At 70.3% G+C, this 23264-nt stretch carries 22 protein-coding genes and 1 tRNA gene; 9 read left to right on the top strand and 14 right to left on the bottom strand.

The annotated features are described in order from the left end of the window. Position 1: 1 nt before the first annotated feature. Entirely contained in the window at positions 2-1579 is a 1578-nt protein-coding gene (locus SB754_RS05220) for a hypothetical protein (RefSeq protein ID WP_410781290.1), read from the bottom strand. Continuing rightward, entirely contained in the window at positions 1555-2580 is a 1026-nt protein-coding gene (locus SB754_RS05215) for an ABC transporter ATP-binding protein (protein WP_410783265.1), read from the bottom strand. Before SB754_RS05215 ends, SB754_RS05220 begins: the two co-directional genes overlap by 25 nt. 372 nt (positions 2581-2952) lie before the next feature. Here SB754_RS05215 and SB754_RS05210 point away from each other — a divergent pair, with 372 nt between their 5' ends. The 6 genes from SB754_RS05210 (at position 2953) to SB754_RS05185 (ending at position 7351) form a co-directional block, all read left to right on the top strand. Next, positions 2953-3645, top strand: coding sequence for an NTP transferase domain-containing protein (locus tag SB754_RS05210; protein WP_410781289.1), 693 nt, complete (start codon positions 2953-2955; stop codon positions 3643-3645). 74 nt (positions 3646-3719) lie between these two features. Then, entirely contained in the window at positions 3720-4583 is an 864-nt protein-coding gene (locus SB754_RS05205; protein ID WP_410783264.1) for an ABC transporter permease, read from the top strand. Next, positions 4584-5318 carry an ABC transporter ATP-binding protein gene (locus SB754_RS05200; protein ID WP_410781288.1) on the top strand — a complete coding sequence of 245 codons (735 nt, stop codon included), beginning with the start codon at positions 4584-4586 and terminating at the stop codon, positions 5316-5318. It begins immediately after the preceding gene. Positions 5319-5456: 138 nt separating this feature from the next. Further along, on the top strand, positions 5457-5774 hold the full coding sequence (locus SB754_RS05195; protein ID WP_410781287.1) for a hypothetical protein: 318 nt from the start codon (positions 5457-5459) through the stop codon (positions 5772-5774). 155 nt (positions 5775-5929) lie between these two features. Then, a complete protein-coding gene (locus tag SB754_RS05190; protein ID WP_410781286.1) occupies positions 5930-6241 on the top strand; it encodes a helix-turn-helix domain-containing protein in 312 nt (103 codons plus the stop codon). A gap of 72 nt (positions 6242-6313) precedes the next feature. Continuing rightward, positions 6314-7351 (top strand): hypothetical protein, encoded by a 1038-nt coding sequence (locus SB754_RS05185; RefSeq protein ID WP_410781285.1) that lies wholly within the window; start codon positions 6314-6316, stop codon positions 7349-7351. A gap of 27 nt (positions 7352-7378) precedes the next feature. Here the strand turns inward: SB754_RS05185 and SB754_RS05180 are convergent, their stop codons facing one another. From SB754_RS05180 to SB754_RS05165, 4 genes are all read right to left on the bottom strand, one after another. Then, a complete protein-coding gene (locus SB754_RS05180) occupies positions 7379-8275 on the bottom strand; it encodes a glycosyltransferase family 2 protein (protein ID WP_410781284.1) in 897 nt (298 codons plus the stop codon). After that, the gene (locus SB754_RS05175; RefSeq protein ID WP_410781283.1) at positions 8268-9086 is read right to left on the bottom strand and encodes a CDP-alcohol phosphatidyltransferase family protein; all 819 of its coding nucleotides are present in this window, start codon (positions 9084-9086) and stop codon (positions 8268-8270) included. The genes SB754_RS05180 and SB754_RS05175 overlap by 8 nt, the downstream gene beginning before the upstream one ends. A 2-nt stretch (positions 9087-9088) precedes the next feature. Beyond that, the gene (locus tag SB754_RS05170; protein WP_410781282.1) at positions 9089-10132 is read right to left on the bottom strand and encodes a glycosyltransferase family 2 protein; all 1044 of its coding nucleotides are present in this window, start codon (positions 10130-10132) and stop codon (positions 9089-9091) included. 110 nt (positions 10133-10242) lie between these two features. Then, the gene (locus tag SB754_RS05165) at positions 10243-11988 is read right to left on the bottom strand and encodes a trypsin-like peptidase domain-containing protein (RefSeq protein WP_410781281.1); all 1746 of its coding nucleotides are present in this window, start codon (positions 11986-11988) and stop codon (positions 10243-10245) included. 145 nt (positions 11989-12133) lie between these two features. On the opposite strand from SB754_RS05165, the gene SB754_RS05160 reads away from it, so the two are divergent. Next, on the top strand, positions 12134-13333 hold the full coding sequence (locus SB754_RS05160; RefSeq protein WP_410781280.1) for an aminotransferase class I/II-fold pyridoxal phosphate-dependent enzyme: 1200 nt from the start codon (positions 12134-12136) through the stop codon (positions 13331-13333). On the opposite strand, the gene SB754_RS05155 is transcribed toward SB754_RS05160, so the two are convergent. Genes SB754_RS05155 through SB754_RS05125 form a run of 7 tightly spaced genes read right to left on the bottom strand, consistent with a single transcriptional unit; the run spans position 13320 to position 19333 of the window. Next, a complete protein-coding gene (locus SB754_RS05155) occupies positions 13320-14156 on the bottom strand; it encodes a carbon-nitrogen hydrolase family protein (protein ID WP_410781279.1) in 837 nt (278 codons plus the stop codon). The two genes, SB754_RS05160 and SB754_RS05155, sit on opposite strands and share 14 nt — an antisense overlap. Next, positions 14153-15931 (bottom strand): sensor histidine kinase, encoded by a 1779-nt coding sequence (locus SB754_RS05150; RefSeq protein WP_410781278.1) that lies wholly within the window; start codon positions 15929-15931, stop codon positions 14153-14155. Before SB754_RS05150 ends, SB754_RS05155 begins: the two co-directional genes overlap by 4 nt. Beyond that, positions 15928-16323 carry a two-component system response regulator gene (locus SB754_RS05145; RefSeq protein WP_410781277.1) on the bottom strand — a complete coding sequence of 132 codons (396 nt, stop codon included), beginning with the start codon at positions 16321-16323 and terminating at the stop codon, positions 15928-15930. Before SB754_RS05145 ends, SB754_RS05150 begins: the two co-directional genes overlap by 4 nt. Continuing rightward, positions 16316-16474, bottom strand: a complete 159-nt coding sequence (locus tag SB754_RS05140) for a hypothetical protein (protein ID WP_410781276.1) — start codon at positions 16472-16474, stop codon at positions 16316-16318. Before SB754_RS05140 ends, SB754_RS05145 begins: the two co-directional genes overlap by 8 nt. After that, entirely contained in the window at positions 16471-17244 is a 774-nt protein-coding gene (locus SB754_RS05135) for a PHP domain-containing protein (protein WP_410781275.1), read from the bottom strand. Before SB754_RS05135 ends, SB754_RS05140 begins: the two co-directional genes overlap by 4 nt. After that, complete coding sequence (locus tag SB754_RS05130) at positions 17241-18254, bottom strand: ATP-grasp domain-containing protein (RefSeq protein WP_410781274.1); 1014 nt, start codon at positions 18252-18254, stop codon at positions 17241-17243. Before SB754_RS05130 ends, SB754_RS05135 begins: the two co-directional genes overlap by 4 nt. 11 nt (positions 18255-18265) lie before the next feature. Next, positions 18266-19333 (bottom strand): response regulator, encoded by a 1068-nt coding sequence (locus SB754_RS05125; RefSeq protein ID WP_410781273.1) that lies wholly within the window; start codon positions 19331-19333, stop codon positions 18266-18268. A 119-nt stretch (positions 19334-19452) separates the two neighbouring features. Between SB754_RS05125 and SB754_RS05120 the strand changes: the two genes are divergently transcribed. Then, positions 19453-19529, top strand: a tRNA-Met gene (locus tag SB754_RS05120). Positions 19530-19666: 137 nt separating this feature from the next. On the opposite strand, the gene SB754_RS05115 is transcribed toward SB754_RS05120, so the two are convergent. Next, entirely contained in the window at positions 19667-21910 is a 2244-nt protein-coding gene (locus SB754_RS05115) for a S1/P1 Nuclease (RefSeq protein WP_410781272.1), read from the bottom strand. A 123-nt stretch (positions 21911-22033) separates the two neighbouring features. On the opposite strand from SB754_RS05115, the gene SB754_RS05110 reads away from it, so the two are divergent. After that, the gene (locus SB754_RS05110; protein ID WP_410781271.1) at positions 22034-23227 is read left to right on the top strand and encodes an ROK family protein; all 1194 of its coding nucleotides are present in this window, start codon (positions 22034-22036) and stop codon (positions 23225-23227) included. Positions 23228-23264 lie beyond the last annotated feature (37 nt).

Here is a 23264-nt window from a genome sequence, read left to right as displayed (position 1 = left end):
ATCAGTCGTTGCGGTTGGCGAACGCCATCAGCTCCGGCCCACGGCGATCGACGATCCGTCCACCCAGCCACAGCCCGAAGAAGAGCGTGGCGAAGCCGATCAGGACGGCGACGACCGGAGCGATGCCCAGCCAGAACGGGCTGACCGTCAGGCCGAGGACCAGGAACACCAGGACGGGCGAGGCCAGGATCAGGATGGCGAAGAAGCTGAGGGACTGGACCACTGCCGCCGAAGCCCCCGAGGTCTGCGGCTGCGTGAACGCGCTGTCGCCCGGCTTGGTGGCGGGATACGGGAAGAGCGCAGACGAGATGCTGGACAGACCGAGTCCGATCACGAGGATCGCGCCGCTCAGCGCTGCGACCGCAGGGAGCACGGCCCAGTCGCCGAAGACGATGGTGGTGACGATCGATCCGACGATGAGCACCGGGATGCCGACGACGACCGGCGGGAACATCCGGCCCGCCCGGTCCGACACGCCGCGTGTGCCGGAGACCAGGTGCAACCAGATGGCGGTGCTGTCGAAGGCGAGGTCGTTGTGGATGCTCCAGCCGAGGAACAGGCACACCAGCGGCAGCGGCACGAGCGCGATGTAGTGCGGCGGCAGCCCGGCGAGGGCCAGCGCCACGATGACGAAGATGGGGATGACCGGGATGAGCACGATCGACACCCAGTACCGGGCGTCCCTGCCCCAGTAGGTCATCGAGCGGGCCGCGATCGCCGCAGTCGGACCGCCGGGCAGCCGGTCGAACCAGCCGAGTCCGTGGTACGCCTTCGAGCGCGCCTCCCGCTCGGGAGAGGCGACGACCCGGGCCACCAGGGCCGTCCAGGCCAGCCAGAGCAGGCCGAGGGTCGCCAGCGCGATCAGCAGTTGCAGGAGGCCGATCCCCCAGGCGCCCTGCGCCGCCTCGCCCGGGGCGGACCAGGCGGCGCCGAGGGGCGTCCAGGCCAGCCAGCCGGCGAAGCCGCCCAGGGCGCCGAGTCCGTCGCGCCCCCAGTCGACGGTGAGGAGCAGCAGCAGCACCGGCGCGATCAGGACGAGCAGCAGGATGCCGATGACCCCGCCCGCCTCGCGGGACCGGCGTGTGGCCAGCAGGGTGTGCGCGATGGCGGTGGCGACGCGCGAGACCAGCACGCAGGTGAGCACGACCACGGCGGCGGAGATCAGCGCGAGCAGCACCGTTCCCGCGTTCTGCGACCAGGTGACGACCGTCGCAGCGCTGCAGATGATGAGCACGAGGGCCGGGATGCCGATCAGCCCGGCCAGCAGCAGACCGGTCGCCAACGTCCGGTTCGGGATGCCGAACAGGGCGAACTCGCGAGGGTCGAGGGTGTCGTCCACGCCGAACAGCAGAGGCAGCAGCGCGAAGCCGGCGACCACGACGGAGCCGATGACCACGACCACGCTGTGCGTGGCGGCGCTGTCGTCGACGACACGGGCGGCCACCAGCGACCCGACGACGACGACGGTGATGAAGGCTCCGTAGAGCAGCCCGATCACCAGACCGAGAACCTGCCATGGGGAGCGCCGGAAGGCGTTCCCCATGATCTGCAGCTTCAGTCCGAGAAACTGTGCAACCACTCCATGCCTTCCGCTGCCTTGCGACCGCCGGCGAGGTCGACGAACCGCTCCTCCAGCGTCTGCTCCCCGCGGACCTCGTCGATGGTCCCGGAGGCGAGCACCTGCCCGCGCACGATGATGGCGACGCTGTCGCACACCCGCTGGATCATGTCCATGCCGTGGCTGGAGACGACGACCGTACCGCCGGCCGCGGTGTACCGCTGCAGGATGTCGATGATGTTCGCGGCGGAGACGGGGTCGACGGACTCGAACGGCTCGTCGAGCACCAGCAGCCGCGGCGAGTGGATCATGGCGGCGGCGAGCGCGATCTTCTTCGTCATCCCGGCCGAGTAGTCGGCGACCAGGCGGTCCAGTGCGTCCTCGATCCCGAACGCCGCGGCCAGGTCGGTGGTCCGGGCGCGGACGGTCTTGGCGCTCAATCCCCGCAGCGTCCCGGCGTAGCGCAGGAACTGCGCTCCCGTCAGCCGGTCGAACAGCCGCAGCTTGTCGGGAAGGACCCCGATGATGTGCTTGGCGCGCACCGGTTCGGCCCACACGTCCACGCCGTGCACCACGACGCGGCCGGCATCCGGACGCAGCAGACCGGTGACGATGGAGAGCGTGGTGGTCTTGCCTGCGCCGTTCGGTCCGACGATGCCGTAGAAGGAGCCCTCTTTGATGTCAAGACTCACACCGTCGACCGCCACCGTATCGCCGTAGCGCTTGTGCAGACCGCCGACCGACAGCACGGTCGGACGCGTGTCGAGGACAGGCGCCGGCGCGGCCTCGGCGACGGGTCGCGCCTGATCGGTGCTTCGTCCGGTGTCGGTGCTGCGTGCGGTGTCGGTGCTGCGTGCGGTCGAGCGCGGCTTGGCGGGCGTCGCCCGCTTGCGCGGCGCGCGCGTGCTCGTCCCGGCCGCGGCGGCCGCGGTCTTGGCCGGGGCCCGCTTCTGGGCGTTCCGCGGCGGTGGAGCCGCCTCCGCCTCGCTCTGCGCGGCTGTCGGCTCTGCGGCCTCCGCCATGGTGTCCCCCCTCTGCGGTTCCGGCTGCACTCCCTCTTCCCGATCCTCGGCGGGGTCGGCGATCTGGGGACGGCGGTGCTCGGAACTCACCCCGCTAACGTACCAATACCTTCATTGGTGCGAACCCCTTGGACGGGCCTGCCGCCTGCCCGGGCGCCTAGGAAAGTCCTGTGAGGAACATAACGACCCAACAACGACATCCGTCAACCCCTGCCCCCCGACAGGGGCCCCCGGTAGTCTGGGGCAGTCATTCGGAGGGAATCGGTACACGACGTGTCGATCGCCTCACACGCGGATGAACCCTGGGTGAACACGTCAGTGTGAACGTGAACGTGAAACGTGTCCGGGGCCCGCACGACCAAGGAGATGATTGTGACGACCCAGGTAGTGATTCTGGCGGCCGGCATGGGGAGCCGACTCGGACGGAGCCTTCCCAAGCCGCTGACCGAGCTCAACGACGGCCGCACGATCATGCAGCAGCAGTTCGACAACATCCACGCGGCGTTCGGCAAAGACGCCCAGGTGACGATCGTCGTCGGCTACAAGCTGGAGCACATCATCGAGGCGTTCCCGGACGCCCAGTTCGTCTACAACGAGCAGTACGACCAGACGAACACCTCCAAGAGCCTCATGCGCGCCCTGCAGGCCTCCGGCCCCGGCGGCGTGCTGTGGATGAACGGCGACGTGGTCTTCGACCCCGCCGTCCTGGTGCGCGGCGCCGCGATGGTCGCCCGCGACCAGACCTTCGTCACGGTCAACACCTCGTCGGTCGCCGACGAGGAGGTCAAGTACACGACCGGGCCCGAGGGCTACATCCAGGAGCTCTCCAAGACCGTCAAGAACGGTCTGGGCGAAGCGGTCGGCATCAACTACATCTCGTCGGCCGACAAGGCGACCCTGCTGCGTCAGCTGCAGCGCGTCGGCGACCAGGACTACTTCGAGCGCGGCATCGAGCTCGCGATCGAGCAGGACCACCTGCTGGCCGAGCCGGTCGACATCTCCGACCTGTACGCCGTCGAGGTCGACTTCCAGGAGGACCTGGAGCGCGCGAATCTTTTCGTATAGTCGAAGCCGCCGCGTGAGCCCTCACGCAGCTTCGATCAATACGATGGGTTCTCGTGACCAGTACCCCGACTGAAGTGCGCCCTGCGCAGCGCTCGCCCTTCACGCGCTACCGGCACTCCCTGTGGCTGCTGACGAAGCGCGACCTGCGCGTCCGCTACTCCACGAGCGTCCTCGGCTACGTCTGGTCGATCCTCGACCCGCTCGTGATGAGCGGGATCTACTGGTTCGTCTTCACCGTGATCTTCAAGCGCGATGTCGGCGAGAACCCGTACATCGTGTTCCTGCTGGCGGCGCTGCTGCCGTGGATGTGGTTCAACGGCGCCGTGTCCGACAGCACGCGCGCGTACATCCGCGAGGCCAAGCTCATCCGCTCGACCATGATCCCGCGGACCATCTGGGTCAACCGCATCGTCGCCTCCAAGGGGATCGAGTTCCTGCTCTCCCTGCCTGTGCTCGCGTTCTTCGCGATCATCTCGGGCGCCAAGCTGAACATCGACGTCCTGCTGTTCCCGGTCGCCATCCTCATCCAGACGGTCCTGACGGTCGGCGTCGGCCTGATCGTGGCTCCGCTCGTCGTGTTCTTCCGCGACCTGGAGCGCGCGGTGAAGCTCGCCCTGCGGTTCCTGTTCTACGCATCGCCCATTATCTACAGTGCGCGCGACCTGCCGGGCGGATGCGGTGACGGCGTGGCCGCACGGCACTGTGCCGCGTACCTGACCGAGCATCCGGGGGCGCAGACCGACGTGCTGTTCTCCCTCCACTTCTGGTCGGCCTTCAACCCGCTGACGGGCATTTTCAGCCTCTACCGGTCCGCCTTCTTCAGCGAGGAGCTCGACTGGTTCCTGGTCGGCGTCAGCGCTGCGATGTCGCTCGTGCTGCTGGGGATCGGCTGGGCCGTGTTCAAGCGCTTCGAGCGCGACGTGCTGAAGGAGATCTGAGTGGCACCGGTGATCGCCGTCGACGGCCTGGGTGTGCGCTTCCGTCGCAACCGCGGGGCGCGCCGTTCGTTCAAGGACCTGTTCTCGTCCCGCGAGCGCCGGACCCGCCCCGACGACTTCTGGCCCCTGCGCGACGTCAGCTTCCAGGTCCAGCCGGGCGAGGCGATCGGCGTCGTCGGTCGCAACGGCCAGGGCAAGTCGACCCTGCTGAAGCTGGTGGCCGGCGTCCTGCTGCCCGACGAGGGCTCCGTGAAGGTCACCGACGGCGTCGCGCCGCTGATCGAGATCACGGGCGGCTTCGTGGACGACCTGACGGTGCGCGACAACGTCTACCTGACGGCCGGCCTCCACGGGATGTCGCGGGCGCAGATCGACGAGCGCTTCGGTGAGATCATCGACTTCGCCGAGATCGGCGACTTCGTCGACACCCCGTACAAGCACCTGTCGAGCGGAATGAAGGTCCGCATCGCCTTCTCTGTGATCTCGCAGCTGGAGGAGCCGGTGCTGCTCGTCGACGAGGTGCTGGCGGTCGGGGACCGCGGCTTCCGCGAGAAGTGCTACCGCCGTATCGAGGAGCTCCTGTCCGGCGGCCGGACGCTGTTCTTCGTCTCGCACAACGAGAAGGACCTGCGGCGGTTCTGCGAGCGCGGCCTGTACCTGGACAAGGGCTCCCTCGTCCTGGACGGCCCCATCGACGAGGTCCTCGCGCTCTACAACGCCGACTACGGGACCTGATCGAACCCCTGGTCAGCGGCTGAATCGGCGTCATCAGGAATCGTCCACAGAAACTAATTCGACGAGTTCTCCCCCGAAGTGGCTTTTGTGCCCGATTCCGGGCCCGGGAGCGTCGGAGGGGCTCGTTAGGTTCGTCGCATGAATCGTCTCCGGTTTCTCCGCAGTCCCTCCCCCGCACTCCGTCCCCGGCGCCTCGCCTACCCCGTCCCGTGGAGTGTCGATCGCACCACCCCGCCGCACTACCGGCTCGTGAACGGCGGCCGTGAGACCCTGCACGGGGTCACGGTCAGCATCGCGGGGAGCTCACGACTGCGGGTGAGCGCGCCGTGCTCGGTGCTGCCCGGCGAGTCCGTGCTCGCCAGCGTGACAGGGCCGCATCCCTCGCGCGACACCGTTCTCGTCGTCCGGTGGTTCCCGCCGGACGGCCGGGAGTACCTCTGGCAGATCAGTCTCTGAACCCGGCCCGGGCCGCCGCCGGCGGTCCGGGCCGGCTCGTCCCCGATCGAGATGTGTGCATCACCTCTATTTCCGGTGCGCAAAGCGCGAGGTTCCACAAAGGGTGTTCTCGCGCTCTGGAGCCGCGGCATCGGTGGCCGTGTACTAGAGGCATCATGAAGAACTCCGCCGCTCCCGCCGCCAAGCTCCTCGGCGAGCGCATCCGGGAGGCCCGTGTCGAGCTGGGCCTCAGCCAGGAGGCCATCGCCGGACTCGCCGCGATGCACGTCACCAACTTCGGCAAGATCGAGCGCGGACGGGCCAATCCCAGTCTGCTCACCATCGTCCGGATCGCCGCCGCCCTCGGCACAGACGTCGCCGTGCTGACGCAAGACATCACGCGGGAGCATCTGCCGAAAGACTTCCGCGTGCTGTCCGCACACGAGTACCTTCACGAACGCGATCGCCGTGCGCGTCGACCGCGGTGATCCCCTGACTCCATCGACGGCGCCTGACTCCATCGATGGCGCTCCCGGGCAAGCGGCCTACACTCTACGGAGATGGCCAAGAAGCAGCAACCGATCATCTCCGTCACCGGAGGTCCGCAGCGAGGCGGGGACACCCCGCGCGCTCTGAACACCACCCTGGACCGTTTCCTCGGCATCCAGCGGCCCGCCGTGCTGGCGCACTTGCGCAGCATCCGGCGCCGCAACCCCGAGGCGTCGGCCGACGAGCTGGCACGCATCCTCGAGCGCCGGTACCTCGCCGCTGTGACGAGCGGCGGTGCGGCCGTCGGTGCCACGGCGGTCATCCCCGCCATCGGCACAGGCGTGACGCTCGCCCTGTCCGGTCTGGAGACCGCCGGCTTCCTGGAGGCCACCGCCCTGTACGCGCAGTCCATGAGCGAGCTGCACGGGATCGCGGTCGACGACCCCGAACGGGCTCGGGCGCTCGTGCTCACCATGATGCTCGGGCGGGAGGGCTCCGACCTCGTCCGGCAGCTCGCCGGCCAGTTCGGCGGGGCCGGCGTGACCCGCAGCGCCTACTGGGGCGAACTGGTGACCTCCAGCCTTCCCACCGTTGTCGTCGGTCCTCTGGTGGATCGCCTGAAGAGCGTCTTCATCCGTCAGTTCGCCGTCCGGGGCGGTGCGAGCATCCTCGCCCGCGCCATCCCCTTCGGCGTGGGCGCCGTCATCGGCGGCACCGGCAACAACATCCTCGGGCGCCGGATCGTGCAGAATGCCCGCCTGGCCTTCGGGCCGCCTCCACTCGTCATTCCGCCGGCCCTGACGCCGATCGAGGGGCCGAGCACCGTTCGGCGCCTGGGATCGGCGACCGGCGACCGCGCCGTCCGCGTCACGCGCGCGACAGGCGAAGGCGCTGCACGCGTCGGCCGAGCCACCGGCGAGCGCGCCGTCCGTGTCGGCAAGGCGCTCCGCGGCGCCCTTCCCCGCCGTTCCCAGCCGAACGACGGCGGGTCCGATCCGGCCGCGCTCGAAGGTGCCGCAGGGCCGCGAGCGATCGAGGGCCTCCCGAAGGCGTCTGAGGCGCCCTCCCGGACCGGGGACGACGAGCCGGGCGAACGAGCCGCCGGCTGACCCAGCAGCAGGATCGCCGGGTGAGGCTCAGACGATGGGAGGCCGGCCCGCAGCGGTCATCCGCGCGATCGTGCGCCAGCGCAGCGGCCGCCGCTCCCCCGGGTCGGTGCGCCACCCTTCCGCCCATCCGCCGAACCAGGCGCGCAGCACGGCCGGCTTGCGGAACCAGCGCAGCAGCTGGATGCCCGTCCACGATCCGACGTAGAGCGGGATGAGGACGACCGGGAGGTTGCGCCGGGCCAGCCAGACCCGGTTGCGCGCGTTGAGCCGGTAGTAGTACGAGTGACGAGTGGGCGAGACGGACGGATGCTCCGCCACCAGGTCGCCCGCATACCAGACGCGTTTGCCCTGGTCCCAGACCTTCCAGGCCAGGTCGATCCCCTCGTGAGCGTAGAAGAACTCGGCCGCCCAGCCTCCCGCTCGCTCGAAGACATCCCTGGGGAGGACGATCACGGCCTCCAGGACCGCGAAGACGTTGCTCGACCGCTCGGGATCGCCCTTGCGGATCCGCGGGATCCAGCGTCGCGGCGATGCAGTGCCGTCGGGCACGCGCAGGCGCGGCTGCACCATGCCGATGCCCGGATCGCTCTGCAGCAGGGCGACGGCGTCGGCCAGGAACGTCGAGGACGGGATGTCGGCGTCGTCGTCGAGGAAGAACAGCCAGTCTCCCGCGACGAGCGGGACCCCGGCATTGCGACCGGCGGGGATCCCCACGTTCTCGGGCAGGGCGAGCGCGCGCACGCCGGCAGGGAGCGGCGGATCGGATGTGCCGGGATCCCACCCGTTGCCGACGACGACGATGTCGGTCGTGACGCCCTCCTGAGCGAGGACCGACTCGAGACCGCGGCGCAGCTCTGCCGGCCGAGTGCCCTGGGTGAGCACTACGACCGCGATCGCCGGCGGCTGGAGCCGCTCGTCAGCCACGGACCCGCCGCGACGCCATGATCGTCACGAAGTGGCCGACCAGCGCGAGGATCGACAGCGGCACCAGCGCGGAGAGCAGGATGCGATCGGCCAGGGCCGCACCGATGAACAGGCCGACGATCGAGAAGACGAAGATCAGGATGGTCAGTTCGACCGAGTGGTACAGCCGGTGGAACGGCAGGAAGCGGGCCGCCCTGCGCAGCGTCGCGACCGCGCCGTGCGTGGGCGCGTACTCGGACTGGGTGTCCGCGAGCTTCGGCAGACCGGCATTGGCGCGGGCGACCCGGACCATGTCGTTCAGAGCCTTGTTGAGCACGATGATCAGGGCGAGCAGGGTGCCGAGGTTGGTCCAGAGGAAGTCCTGCGGGGTCTCGAACGGATAACCCGCCGCCCGGATGCCCAGTGCGATCGCGATGAGGGTCTCGGTCGAGTAGTGGCCCACGTTGTCCAGGAAGATGCCGGCCGGCGACGACGTGCCCCGCCAGCGGGCGACCTCCCCGTCGCAGCAGTCGACCAGCATCTGCAGCTGGCCGAGCACCAGGGCGAGGGCCGCGCCACCGATGCCCGGGATGAGCAGCGAGGCCGCGGTGGCCCATCCGGTGAGGATCATCAGCCCGGTCACGCCGTTGGCGGAGATCGAGGTCTTCAGCAGCACCCAGGTGAGGTACGGCGAGAGGTTGCGCAGGTAGAGGGAGGCCGTCCAGTGCTCCGCGTTGCGCCGGCCGCGGACCTCGGGGGGCTGCGCCACCGCCCGGAGCTCGGCGATCGAGGACGGACGGGCGCCGTGCGCCGAGGGTCCGGGTGCGGTCATGCCTACCTTCCCGTGTGGGCTGTGATGTTGCGGGTGAGCGACAGGTATCCGAGGATGAACCCGACGCCCCAGCTGAAGTGGATGCACGGCAAGACTACGAGAAACCACAGGAACGGGCGAAAACCGTCGCGCCGCCCCCACAGCAGCGCCGAGACGACGACGATCACCGCGTACAGCACCGGCGCTGCGAACCCCCACAGCAGCCAGGGTGCGGCGCCGAGGGCGGCCTGGACGATCCCGGCGATGCCGAGCAGCGTTCCGATCGCCACGCCGAGCACCATCACGGGCGGTGCGAAGTAGCGGAGCCCGTTGGAGGCCGGGAACCGCCGGGCGAGCTCCCCCCGCCAGATGCCGGTGGAGAAGAACTGCCGTGCCAGGCGATAGAGGTTGGGGCGGGGGCGGTAGGTCACCTTGAGACGCGGGGTGAACCAGACGGTGCCGCCGGTGGTGCGCAGGCGGCGGTTGAGCTCCCAGTCCTGACCGCGCTTGATCTCCTCGTCGAACATGCCGACTTCGAGGAGGCGGTCACGCCGGAACACGCCCAGGTAGACGGTCTCGGACGGCCCTGCTTCGCCGCCGACGTGCAGCTTGGTGCCCCCGAGCCCGACCCGGCTGCCGTAGGCGCGCGCGACGGCCCGCTCGAAGTCCGTGGTGCCCTGCGCATCCATGAGGCCGCCGACGTTGTCGGCGCCGGTCTCCAGGATGGTCTCGACCGCGATTCGCGCATAGTCGGGAGGGAGGACGCTGTGCGCGTCGACTCGGATGACGATGGGGTACCGCGATTCGCGGATGGCCAGGTTCAGCCCGGCCGGCGTGGAGCCGACCGCGTTGTCGACGACACGGATCCGGTCGTCGACCGCCGCCAGCTCTTCGACGAGCCGGGTCGTGCCGTCCATGCTCGGCCCGAGCGCGATGGTGACCTCGAAGGGACCGGCGTAGTCCTGCGCGAGCAGGCTGTCGACGGCCGCTCTGACGTGCGTGACCTCGTTCAGAACGGGCATCACGTACGAGACACCCGGGAGGGTGTTCACGGCGTCGTCCGGCATCTGATCCTTCGGTGTAGCGGTCGGCGTCGAGCCTATCAGCCGCCCCTGCGGCGAACCTCGGAAGGCCGCCCCGCGGCTGCGGGACGGCCTTGCGGAGAGGTTGGAACCGATTATTCGGCGGGGAGCGATCCGAGGGTCACCGAGGCGGTCTTCGTCTGACCGTCGCGGATGTAGGTGACGTCGACCTTCGAACCCGCCGCCTGCGCGCGGACCTGCGCGGTCAGGTCGGTGGCGTTCGTGATCGGAGTGTCGTTCAGGTTGACGATGATGTCGCCGGCCTTCAGCCCGCCGTTCGCGGCCGCCCCGCCACCCGTCACGCTCTTGACGAGCGCGCCGACGGTCGTGGCCTTGGTGTCGCTGCTCGCGTCCGCGACGGAGGCGCCCAGCAGGCCGTGCGTTGCGGAGCCGTTCTTGATGATCTCGTCCGAGACGCGCTTGGCGAGATCGGACGGGATGGCGAAGCCGACGCCGATGCTGCCCGACTGGGAGCCGTCGGTGCTGGAGCCACCGGCGCTCGCGATGGCGACGTTGATGCCGATGAGCTCGCCCTTGCTGTTCAGCAGCGCGCCGCCCGAGTTGCCGGGGTTGATCGACGCGTCGGTCTGGATGACCGGCAGCGAGATCGTGCCCTGGGTCGCCGTCTGCTGCTGCTGCTGCGAGCCGGAGCCGCCCTGGTCGGGGAAGTCGAAGTTGAACGGGTTCTGGCTGCCGCCTCCACTGTTCGAGTCGTCCTTGGGGGCGGCGGAGGAGGCGATGCTGATGGAGCGGTTGAGCGCGCTGACGATGCCGTCGGTTACGGTGCCGGAGAGTCCGAGCGGGGCGCCGATGGCGACCGTCGTGCTGCCGACGTTCAGCTTGCTGGAGTCGCCCCAGGTCATCGGGGTGAGGCCGGACGCGTTGTCCAGCTTGATCACGGCGAGGTCGGTCGTCGGGTCGGTGCCGACCACCTTTGCGGTGTAGATCTTGCCGTCGTTGTCGGTCACGGTGACGCTGACGTTGGAGGCCTGCCCGTCGAGCGTGACGACGTGCGTGTTGGTGAGCACGTAGCCGTCGGAGGTCAGGACGATTCCGGAGCCGGTCCCGCCTGAGCTGGAGGCGGTCACCGAGATGGTGACGACGCTCGGGGACGCCTTGGCGGCGACGGCCGTGATGGTGCTGGCGTCGTTCGCGTCGTTGACCGTGATGTTCTGCGGTCCGGAGACGGTCTTGATGGTGGCGTTGCCCGCGTCCGTCGCGGCGAAGATTCCGACGCCTGCTCCGGCGCCTGCGACACCGCCGATGAGCGCGCCGATGGCGAGGGTCGCGATGATGAGCCCCGTGTTGCCGCGCTTCGCGGGCTTGGCCTGCGTCGCGGTGGTCGTGGCGCCCGGCGCAGCGGAGCCCGGCGCGGTGGCATAGGGCTGCTGGTGGCCGTTGGGGGCGTACGGCTGCTGGCCGTATCCGGCCGGCTGCCCGAAGGCGCCGTTGCCGTAGTGCGGCTGCTGCTGGCCGTACGGCTGGCCATAGGGCTGCGGGTGCACGGGCTGCGTCGGCTGGGTGTAGTGCTGGTCAGCGGTCGGCTGCTGCGCCGTCGGCTGCTGGGCGATGGGCTGCTGCGCCGTCGGCTGCTGCGCCGTCGGCTGCTCCGCCGTCGGCTGCTCCGCCGTCGGCTGCTGCGGCGCGGTCGGCTGCTCCGGCGCGGTCGGCTGCTCCGGCGCGGTCGGCTGCTCCGCCGTCGGCTGCTGCGCGGGGGCCTCGGCGGACGGCGCCGCCGCGGCCGGGTGCTGCTCGGAGCCGGCGGCAGCATCCACGACCGCGTCGGTGTCGGCGTCGTGCTGGGGCTTCGCGGGCTCCGGGGTGTTCGGGGTGTCGGTCATGGTGTTGCTCCTTCCAAGCACAGACAGCTTGGGATGCCAACCTGAGCGTTCTATTTGCTGTTGCTGTGGGCGACCTTCTGCATGTCGATGACTCTCCACAACGTATCCGATGGGTCCGGTGCGAGTAAGGCCGTAGCGTGGTTCCATGACGATTCCTGGAGCCTGGCGCCGGACGGCGGCCGGTGCGGGCCTGCTCGGCGCCGACGGCACCGTGCGACCGACCATCTTCGCCGAGATGAGCGCGCTGGCGACGCGCACCGGCGCCATCAACGTCGGGCAGGGCTTCCCGGACGAGGACGGGCCCGCCGAGGTGCTGGAGGCCGCGGTCGCGGCCATCCGCGGTGGCGAGAACCAGTACCCGCCCGGCCTCGGTATCCCGGACCTGCGCCTCGCTGTGGCGGAGCACCAGCGCCGCTTCTACCGGCTGGAGGTCGACCCCGACCGCGAGGTGCTCGTCACCGCGGGCGCCACAGAGGCGATCGCCGCGACGCTGCTCGCGCTGCTGGAGCCCGGCGACGAAGTGGTGACCTTCGAGCCGTACTACGACGAGTACGGCGCCGTGATCGCCCTGGCCGGGGGCGTGCACCGCACGGTGCCGCTCGAACCTCCCGTGTTCCGGCCGGATCTCGACCGTCTGCGCGACACGGTGACCGACCGGACCCGGATCATCCTGATCAACACACCGCACAACCCCACCGGCGCCGTGCTCGACCGAGAGACCCTCGAACTCGTCGTCGAGCTGGCCGACCGGCACGACGCCGTGATCGTCACCGATTCGGTCTACGAGCACCTCAGCTTCGGGCCGGAGCACATCCCGATCGAATCCCTTCCCGGCGCCCGGGAGCGCACCGTCGCGATCTCGTCGGGCGGCAAGACGTTCAGCACGACGGGGTGGAAGGTCGGCTGGCTGACGGCGCCGCCCGCCCTCGTCACGGCGGTGCTCGCGGTGAAGCAGTTCCTGACCTATGTGAACGGCGCGCCGTTCCAGCCGGCCATCGCGGCCGGCCTGCGGCTGCCGGACGCCTACTTCACCGGCATCGCCGAGACGTTGGCGCACAAGCGCGACGTCCTCTCCGCCGGGTTGCGGTCCGCGGGGTTCGGTGTCTTCCCGTCCGACGGCACGTACTTCGTCGTCGCGGACGCCGCTCCGCTCGGCTACCCGGACGCGGTCGAGCTGTGCCGCGCGCTGCCGCAGCTCGCCGGCGTGGTCGCCGTCCCGCTCGGCGCCTTCAGCCGGGCCGACTACGCGGCGCGGACGGCGTCGCTGGTCCGCTTCGCGTTCTGCAAGCGCCTGGAGGTGCTGGAGGAGGCGGCGAGGAGGCTCGCCGCGATCACAGCGGGATGACGCGGTACCGACGGAGCCGCAGCGCGGGGTTGCGCCCCCGGACGTCGCGGATCCGTGCCGTCGAGACCTCCGCGACGGCGACGCCGGTGGTCTCGCCGAGGCCGGCGAGAGTCACGCCCATCGGATCGAGGATCGCGCTCGCGCCGATGCCGATCGCCGGCGGATGGTCGGCGGCGGCCACGTAGAGCGTGTTCTCGATCGCACGGGCGGCGAGCAGCGTCGTCCAGTGGTGCTCCTTGAGCGGCCCGCGCACCCACTCGGCCGGGACCGCGACGAGATCGGCACCGGCGTCCGCGAGACGCCGCGTCACCTCGGGGAAGCGCAGGTCGTAGCAGGTCTGCAGGCCGACGACCACGCCGTCCACCTCGAATGTCTGCGGCTCCTCCAGCCCACCGGGAACCACCCAGTCGGACTCCTGTGCGCCGAAGGCGTCGTACAGATGCTGCTTGCGATACGTCGCGACAACGTCGCCGGCGGGATCGACCGCGACCAGGGTGTTCGAGAACTTGTGGGCCTCGTCGGTCCGTTCGACCAGCCCGGCGACGACGAAGACGGCGTGCTCACGTGCGGCGGCCGACAGGGCTCCCACGAAGTCGCCGTCGAGACCCTCCGCGTTCCGGGCGAACGACGCTCCGAGCGGGTCGGTGAAAAAGGAGGCGTACTCGGGCAGGATCACCAGCCGGGCTCCGCGCGACGCGGCGACGGCGATCAGACCGCTCACCACATCCCGGTTGTGGACGCGGTCCTCCCCCGGCGCGAACTGGGCGACGGCCACCCCGACGACGCGGTCGTCGATGGTGAGTTCGGCGGGCCGGTCGCTCACGGCGCCATCTCCGCCCGCGGGATCGCCTCGGTCACCGGCTGCGGCGTCTCCACAGGGAGCACGATGCTGATCGAGGTCCCGACGCCCTCCTCGCTGGCGATGTCCAGGCGACCGCCGTGCGCCGTCACGATCGCCTTGGTGATGGTGAGCCCCAGGCCGACGCCGGGGACGGCGTTCCGCGTGGCGGTCGACGCCCGGAAGAACCGCTGCGAGAGCTGGCTGAGCTCCACGGCCGGGATGCCGATGCCGGTGTCCGCGACGGCGATCACGGCCTGCTCGCCGTCCCGCCGCAGCGACACCGTGACGGTCCCGCCGGACGGAGTGAACTTGAGCGCGTTGGAGACGAGGTTGTCGACCGCCTGACCGAGACGCAGCGTGTCGCCGCGCACCTCCAGGGGCAGCGGGGGCACCTCGCCGAGCAGCGTCACGCCGGCGTTCGCCGCGACCGGGCGCGCCGATTCGACGGAGGCGGAGACGACAGCGGAGAGCTCGACGTCCTTGATGTCCAGCGGGAAGCGTCCCGACTCCACCTGCGCGGTGAACAGCAGGTCGCCGACCAGCCGCAGCAGGCGATGGGCGTTGCGCTCTGCGACCGCCAGGTACTGCAGCTGCTCCTCCGACAACGGGGAGTCCTCGTCGTCGCGCATCAGCTCCAGGTACCCGAGGATCGAGCTGAGCGGGGTGCGCAGCTCGTGCGAGATCAGGCCGACGAACTCGTCCTTCAGCCGGGCGAACTCCCGCGCCTGCGTCATGTCGGTGGCGACGAAGATGAAGCCGACGCGGTGGCCGTTCTCGTCCAGCCGCGGAGTCGCGGCGACCTGGACGGCGACCCGCTTGCCGTCCGGGCGGACGTAGGTCCAGTCCCGGACGTCTGCCGAACCGGCACGCACCGTGTCGACCAGCGCGGAGAACTCGTCCGTGCTCGCCACCGTCGTGAAGCGGGCGTCCATGTCCTGCAGGCGCTCGGAGAGCTCCGAGTCCAGATGGAAGTCGATGACGTGATGCTTGCCGTCGAGCACCTGCTTCTCGGTGAGCCCGAGCATCTTCTCGGCGCCCGGGTTCCAGACGTCGATCAGCCCGTCGAGGTCGGTGCCGATCACGGACTGCTCAGTGACCGCGTTCCAGATGCTCTGGATCAGCCGGTTGGCGGTCTTCAGGCGCGCCTCGTTGAGAACCAGCTCGTCCTGCGCGGTGACCGCCTGCGCCAGAAGCTGCTGCTGCTGCTCGCTCGCCTCGTGCGCTGCGGCCAACTGGATCCGCATCCTGTGCGCGAGCTCGTTGATCACGATCGCGACGATCAGGTAGATGATCGGCGAGAAGAAGGCACGGACCACGTCACCGGCCGTGTGCGCGACATGATCGACCACCAGCGGCGCGAGCAGCACGACGAACGTCGTGAGCGCGGCGATCAGGATGTTGAGGCGCCCCTCCTCGGAGGCGATCCAGACGAACGGCAGTAGCGTCAGCACCGCGAACGGCGACACCGCCGAACCGGTTCCGAGGCGCAGCAGGCCGACCGCGAGCAGCGACAGGACGGGAACGACGACGGCCCACTCCGCATGCAGCCGGCGCCACGGGATGACGAGCGACAGGATGGAGGCGACGACCACGAGCCCGACGCCGGCGACGAACAGCGGACCGTTGGTGACGGGCACTCCGTTCGGGACTGCGGCGATCACCACGGCGATGGCGAAGCCGATGATCGTCGGCACCTGCTTCATGAACGCCGACGGCGAGTCGATCGGGAGGCGGCTGAGCCAGCGGTCGAGTGTCATGCCGGTTCCTCCAGCTGCAGCATCTCGCGGATGCGCGTGGACAGCACCCGGGGACTGAACGGCTTCACGATGAAACTGTCGGAACGGTCGGCGACGACGCCGTGGTCGGTCAGAAGCTGCACCGACGCGGACACCATCAGGATGAGTGTCGAGCGGGTGAGGTCGTCCGAGCGGATGGCCTCCGCCACCTCCACGCCGTTGAGCCCGGGCATCGAGATGTCGAGCACGGCGAGGTCGACGCCCCCCGACCGCACCGCGTCGAGCGCGTCCCGCCCGTTGTCGACGGCCGCGACGATCTCGACACCAGCCCGCTTCGCGGCGATGGTCATCAGCCCGCGGATGTCGTCGTCGTCGTCCGCGATCACGACGCGCTTCGCGCCGGGATCAGACATGCAGGAACACCACACGCACGACGACGATGGCGGCGCAGACGAGCAGGGCCACCCCGGCGTACGCGGGCAGTCGGTACTCCCAGCGGCGGTTGCGCTCCAGCTCGTCCTGGATGCGCTCGCGCAGCTCGGCCGATGGTTCGACGGGGCTCATCGGGCTCCCTCCCGTTCTGCACGGCTCTCTGCGGCGGCGGCCGCGAGCAGCTCGGGGACGCGTACGTAGCGCCCGACGTCGCTCGCGAGATGGCTGTCGGTGGAGGCCACGATACGCGCACCGGCGTCCAGCAGCGCTGTGATGGCGGCGGGACCAGGGCAGGCCCACTTCTCGTTGACCTCCACGATGGTGCCCGTCGCTGCGGCGGCCTCGGCCCACGCGAGGAGGCGCTCCGGCCCCAGCTGCGCCTCATCCAGCCCGACCTTCGGCAGGATCGAGAACCAGTGGGCGAGTTGCGCGTGACGGGTCCGTTCCATCGCGCGGATGCTCGCCTCGATCAGCAGGTCGAGGGCGTCGTCCTCCGAGAGGCCGGCGTCGAGCCGCTCGCGCGTGGCGGTGGGAGACCAGGGACCGTCCGTTCCGGGGAACTGGTGGTCGCCGATCACGACGGCATCCACGCCACCGGGACCGACGATCAGATCGGTGGGGGTGTCGACGGCGCCGGTCGCGTCGAGGAGTTTGGCCTCCACGCCGGTCACCACGGTCAGCCCGTCCGGGACGCGCTCGGCCGCCACGGAGCGGAGGAACTCCGGCACCCAGGTGGTCGACGCGCGCACGTGGTCGGTCAGCCGGATGGTGCGGAGACCGGCCGCCGACGCCGCCGCGATGTTCTCGGCGAGCGTGCTCCTGGCATCGTCCGAGAACGTGGAGTGCACGTGGAAGTCGCCCTGGAGCAGGGCGGGCAGGCGGTCCGCCTCGGTGACGCTCACTCCTCCGGTCCCTCCGCATGCGCGGCGTTCTCGGAGACGAGCACGTCGGCCGGACTCAGGAAGACGTCCTCCAGGAAGCGCACGTTCGCGAGCTCCTCGAAGTCGACGGCCGACGGCACCGGACGGCCGAGGACCAGGTCGAGCAGCAGCGACGGCATGTCGACGCCCGAGGCGATGGTCAGCGGCATCGCGCCGGGGAAGCGCGGATTCACCTCCAGCAGGGCGGGGACGCCGTCGGTGCTGTACCGCAGCTGGACGTTCGCGACGCCGGTCAGCCCGATCGCCCGGGCGACAGCGGCCGCGGTGTCGGAGAGCTCCGGCCGGCGCACGGTGCGGCCGGCGATCGACACGCCCGAGTCCACCCGCTCCCGCGAGCGCGGCACAGCGGCGATCACGTCGCCGTCCAGGCTGGCGAGCACGTCGACGGAGAACTCCTCCCCCGGCAGGTTCTCCTGGATGATGATGCTCTCGTCGGTCCCGAGGGCCTCCAGGGTGACGCGGTCCTGGATCAGCCGGACGCCGCGCGACCCTGCACCGGAACGGGGCTTGATGATGACGGGGAAGGTCCAGCCGGCGCCGACGCCCTCCCGGTTCAGCAGCCGCGTCTCCGGGATGCGCGCCTGCCCGGCAACGCGCTGGACGAGCGCGAACTTGTCCAGGCAGGTGACGAGGGTGTCGTGCGACGGCGCGGCCAGCTTGGTGCCGACGGCCTCCAGCTCGTCGCGACGGGCGGCGAGACCGGGCAGCTCCACATCCACGGTCGAGAAGAGCACGTCGATGCCGTCCTCCCGGCTCATCGCGATGAGCGCATCGACGAACCCGTCGGACCGGCCGGCCGGCACGATGCGCCGACGGTCCTCGGGCACCAGGTACAGCCCGCTCGCCCAGCCGTCCATGTCGGCGCTGAACACGTCCACGTCGTCCCGCGCGAGCAGCGACCGGATGACGGCGACGCCCGCGGGGCCGCCGGCGCCCGTGACCAGGACGCGGGTTCGTGTGGTGTCGGTCATTCGCGGTCCTCTTACTGTCGGGTTCCGGGGTAGCGGGCCTCGGCGGAGAGCGTCGAGGCGGGGACGGAGATGTCCGCGGTGTCGCGCATCACCTCCAGGGGCTCGCAGTTCTTGCCCCCGCCGAAACGCGACCAGTAGCGGGCCGTCGCCAGCACGAAGTCGGGCTCCAGGTAGGCGCGGAGCTCGGTCTGGGAACGGAAGCAGTCGATCAGGCGCAGCTTCGTCTCGGTGAAGCCGTCGATCGGCACGAAGCGCGTCGGCCGGAAGTCGATGGTGGCCGACGGGCTCTGGAAGCAGCACACCGTCCGCACGGAACGGGTGGCGACGTTGGTTGCGGCGTGCACCGCACGGTGGTCCTGGTGCCGGTCGTGCGACGAGTGCGTGTAGACGATGTCCGGCTGCACTTCGGCGACGACGCGCTCGATGATCCCGACCGTGGGGTCCGCAGCCGAGATGTGCGTGTCCTCCAGGTCCTCCAGGAAGAGGCGCGCCCCGAGGAGCTCGGCGGAGGCGAGGGACTCGTGCTGGCGGTCGTTCGCATCCCCGCCGCGGGCGCCCCGCGACAGGGTGAGGATGACCACCTGGTTGCCGGCCTCGCGATGGGCCGCCAGGATGCCGCCGACGCCGATCTCCACGTCGTCCGGATGCGCACCGACGGCGAGCACGACCTGCTGCCGGGAGGCCGCCCGCTTGACGCGCCCTTCTGCCGCCAGCCGGTTGACGATCGCCACCAGTTCGGCGGACGCCACGGGCTTCGTCAGGAACTCGTCCGCCTGCGCGCGCAGGGCCGAGACGGCGTAGTCGACCGAGACGTGCGCCGTCATCACGACGACCGGCATCCCGGGATAGTGGCTGCGCAGCTCCTTGAGCAGGTCGAGGCCGGAGATCCCGGGCATCTCGATGTCCGTGATCACGAGGTCCGGTTCGAACTCCGCGATCTGCGCTAGAGCCAGCGACGGATCGGTGACGGCGATCGCCACGGCGTCCGCCCGCTTCTCCAGCACGGTCTTCATGAAGAAGGCCACGTCCGGGTCGTCCTCGACCACCACTACCCGGAACTTCGTCACGGCACTCGCCATCGCATCCCCTATCTCGGAATGACTCTAGTAGGACGACCGGTTCACACGACGGGGCGCGCCCGGGCAGGTGTTCGCGATTTCACCCCTCCCCAATCCCGTGCTAGAGTTTCTTCTTGTGCCGCGGGGTGGAGCAGCTCGGTAGCTCGCTGGGCTCATAACCCAGAGGTCGTAGGTTCAAATCCTGCCCCCGCAACCACTAAGGCCCCCTGACCGGGGATTCTCCGGTCAGGGGGCCTTTCCCGTGCGCGCGGCCCGACGACGCGACTGCGGTGCGGCGTCACGACTGCGGCGCGGCGACACGCCGCAAACGGTACGCGGCGCAGCAGTCATCCCTCAGTGCAGCACGGGGGCGATGTCGTCCAGCACGAGGGACGGGACGAACGCTGGGTTCTCGTAGAGCTTCTGCAGCGCGGCCTCGTCGACCGCCGCGAGCTGTGCGGCCGAGAATGCGCCGGCGCCTCCCGCCGCCTTCCATGCGCTTTGCCAGATCGTCGCCAGCGTCTGCGCCCCGTCGACGAACAGACCGACCGTCTGCGGCCCGAACTGGCTCCACAGGGCGTCCGTGACGGCAACGGAGGCGTCGCCGGCCTTCTTCGCCACCGCCGCGTAGGCCATCACCAGGGTGTGAGGGTCGACCGCCTTCGCCGACCGGTCCATCAGCTGCACCACGGCGACGGCCGCCTCCTCCCCCGACTTCACGCCAGCGGGCCGCGTCGCGGTCTCCAGCGCCCCGGCCACGGCGGTGACGATCTCCGTGTCATGGCGGTCGACCATGGTCGACTCGTAGGCGGAGTGCACCCCCGAGCCGGTGCCGTCCGGGAGGCCGTCGGAGAGATACGAGCCGTGCAGCGGCTGGCAGGCATCCCCGACGTAGTGCGCCACGAGACCGGCCGCCGCCACGTACCGCGTCGCGTCCTTCGCCTGGATGGCCGCCACCATCTCCTCGAAGAACTGCCAGACCCGGAACGGCAGGAGGCCGCGCTTGTCCGGCTGCGTGTGCCCGAGGCGGGTGTAGTAGTCCTGCCATACGGAGACCGACACGTTGGCCGGATCGGCGACGCAGCGCTCCCGCAGCGTGGTCCCGTCCAGCGGCTCGTCGATGTCGGCGAAGTGAGTGGGATGCTCCGGCCCCGTCCGGAACGCGGTGTCACGGCCTCCCTTCACCGCGCTGGGGAGGTTCTTCCAGATCAGGTCGGGCACGTCGGCGAGCGGGACGAACCCGCCGTTCTTCTTGCCGGCGACGGTCGTCGTGTCGATCGCGGTGTGGCCAAGGCCCTGCAGAGGGAAGCTGATGCGGTCCTCGTTGGCGACCATCAGCTTCTTCAGCTTCGCGTCGGTGACCTGTTCGCAGGCGAAGGTGGCGATCGTGTAGTGGCCGGTCTTCCCCCAGAACGGCTGCGGGCCGGTGTTGTAGTCGACGACGAGTTCGACATCCAGCAGGCGCAGCACGCTCGTCAGGCTCGTGGCGAGCGAGAAGTCGTAGCCGACGCCGGACGCGCCCAGGAAGCCCTGCCCACCCCACTGCAGCGCGAGCGGTCGCAGCGGCGCGCCGTCCGTCTGCACCAGGTACCAGACCGTTCCCGAGTCACCCGGGCGGGAGTCCTCTTCGCCCGGCAGCGGAGCGATCAGGAAGTCGGTGACGTCGTCGAAGCCGCCGCGGCTGCGGTACCGGTAGAACAGGGCGGCGATGCGGCCGCGCAACTGACCGGAGGCCGCGCCGAAGGCGCGCACGTTCGCTCCGATCAGCCGCACCCCGATGTTGAGCTCGTTGAGGTCGGCAAGCTCCCCCGCCCGCGGCAGCCCGAAAGCCTGGGACGTCCACTGGGTGACGTCGTCGACCTCCACCAGTCCCGCGTCGAGCGTCGCGAAGCTGCGCAGTCCCGGGAACCCCGGGTACACCTCCGAGAACGGCTTGCGCGTGAGCTGATGCGCGCTCGCACGGCCGATCGGTGCGACGTGTCCGTGCAGGATGCTCGACACCGGGCTCCCTGCCGGCCCGGTGACGTGACGGCTCGTCAGGGCGAAGACGGTGTGCCCGTCGCTGACCAGCGTTCCGACGCTGCCGAGCTCCTGCACGCCCTGCGTGTCGCTCACGAGCGGGAAGCCGCCGCCGATCCGCCCGGCCGGCCAGGTGCGCGGTGGGAGGAGCGAATCGTCCGGTGGCGCCGTCGTCACCTTCACGACACAGACCGGCGCGGTCCTGCCGTCCGGCAGGTACAGCGTCGACGGAACCAGATCGTCCGGCGACGCCTGGGACTCGCCCGCGCCGAACCGGTCGGCGGGGATCCACTCGTCGACGAGCACGAGGATGCACGGCCAGGAGTAGTCGCGCACCTCCGAGTTCTCGAACGTGCGCTCTCCGCGCACTGCCGTCCTCGCAGCCCGACGCCCGGCCACTCTCGTCGCGGGGCGCTCACCGGCCGGCCAGGGGTCGTCGGAGCGGATCAGGTACAGCCCGACCGCCGTGCCGACCACGTTCTTCTTGTTGAGCAGGTGCCAGTGGTAGAGGTCTCTCGCCTCGAGCAGGTCGGCCGTGGAGAGGCTGGCGAAGCTGCGATCCGTACCCAGAACATCCATGTCGTCCCCCGCGTCGACCACCGCCCGTGACCGGGCGTCGTCAGGATAAACCCCGCGCGTGAACACGCAAAGGCCGGCGAGGCGCCGGCCGTGCGGCGGCGGAGTCGTGGATTCGCTAGGGTCGTGTCGCAACGACAGGGCGGAGCAGCAGTGGCAGAGGAGCACGGGAAGGCGACGCAGGCGGCGGTCCGCGAGCGCAACCTGACGACCGCGCTGCAGCTGGTGCTCTCGGGCAACGGCACGGCGACCAGGGCAGCCATCGCGCGCCGGACCGGACTGACCAGCGCCACCGTGTCCTCCCTGCTCGCCGGACTGATCGCCGACGGCCTCGTCGTCGAGGGACAACTCGCGGAGAGCACCGGGGGGAAACGCGCCACCACGCTGCGGATCGCCGCCGAGGATCACGTCCTCCTCGCGCTGATCGTGCAGCCGGGGCTGGTCCGCGGCGCGGTGATCGACCTCCTCGGAGCGCAGGTCGCGGAGGCGTCGCAGCGGCCCGCGACACCGGGGTCGCTCGAGGACGTGCGTTCGGTGGTCCGCCGGCTCGTGTCCGCCACCACGGCGCGGATCGTGGCAGTGGGCGTGCAGGTGCCCGGCATCGCCGACGGCCCGCTGATCCGCGAGTCCGTACAGCTGGGCTGGACGGACGTGGACCTCGCCCGCGAGCTCTCCGGCATCGTCGACGCACCCATCCATCTCATCAACGACGCGGACGCGGAGGCCATCGCCGACTCGACCGCCACCGTCACCGCCATCGACGAGCCCGGCGCGGACGATTTCGGCGCCAGCCAGCTCTTCGTCTCGTTGAGCACCGGCGTCGGAGCTGCGGTGATCATCGACGGCGTCGTTGTCGCCGGCGCGTCGCACCGCGCGGGCGAGATCGGCCACGTGCCCGTGCTGTTCGGCCCGGAGGCGCCGGTGTGCGCATGCGGAAACCGGGGGTGCCTGGAGGAGATCGTGTCGGTGACCAGCCTGCTCGGGCTTCCGCACGGCACGGACCTGGAGGCGCTCGACCTCGCCGCCCTCGCAGCGACACCGGACTCGCGGCGGCGGATCGCGGACGGCGCGCGCGTCCTCGCACGGGCGCTGCTCCTGGTGGGGGCGGCGCTCGACGTGCCGAACATCGTGCTCGGCGGCGCAGCTCCCCGCCTGGGGCCGGAGTTCATCGGGCACCTGCGCGCGGAGGCCGCACGCCATCCCGTCAAGGCGGCCATGCCGCTCGGATTCCGGTACGCGCGTGTCGCACAGGACCAGCCCTACCGTGGGGCCGCGCAGCACGCGTTGCGCTCGGCACTGGGGATCAGCTGGGCCGGCTGAGGGTCGCAGAAGAGGCGCGTGGCCCGCGCCCGTCGGT

The sequence above is a fragment of the Leifsonia sp. SIMBA_070 genome (genome assembly GCF_046534635.1).
Lineage (GTDB): Bacteria > Actinomycetota > Actinomycetes > Actinomycetales > Microbacteriaceae > Leifsonia.
This window is presented reverse-complemented; position numbering and strand designations above follow the sequence as displayed.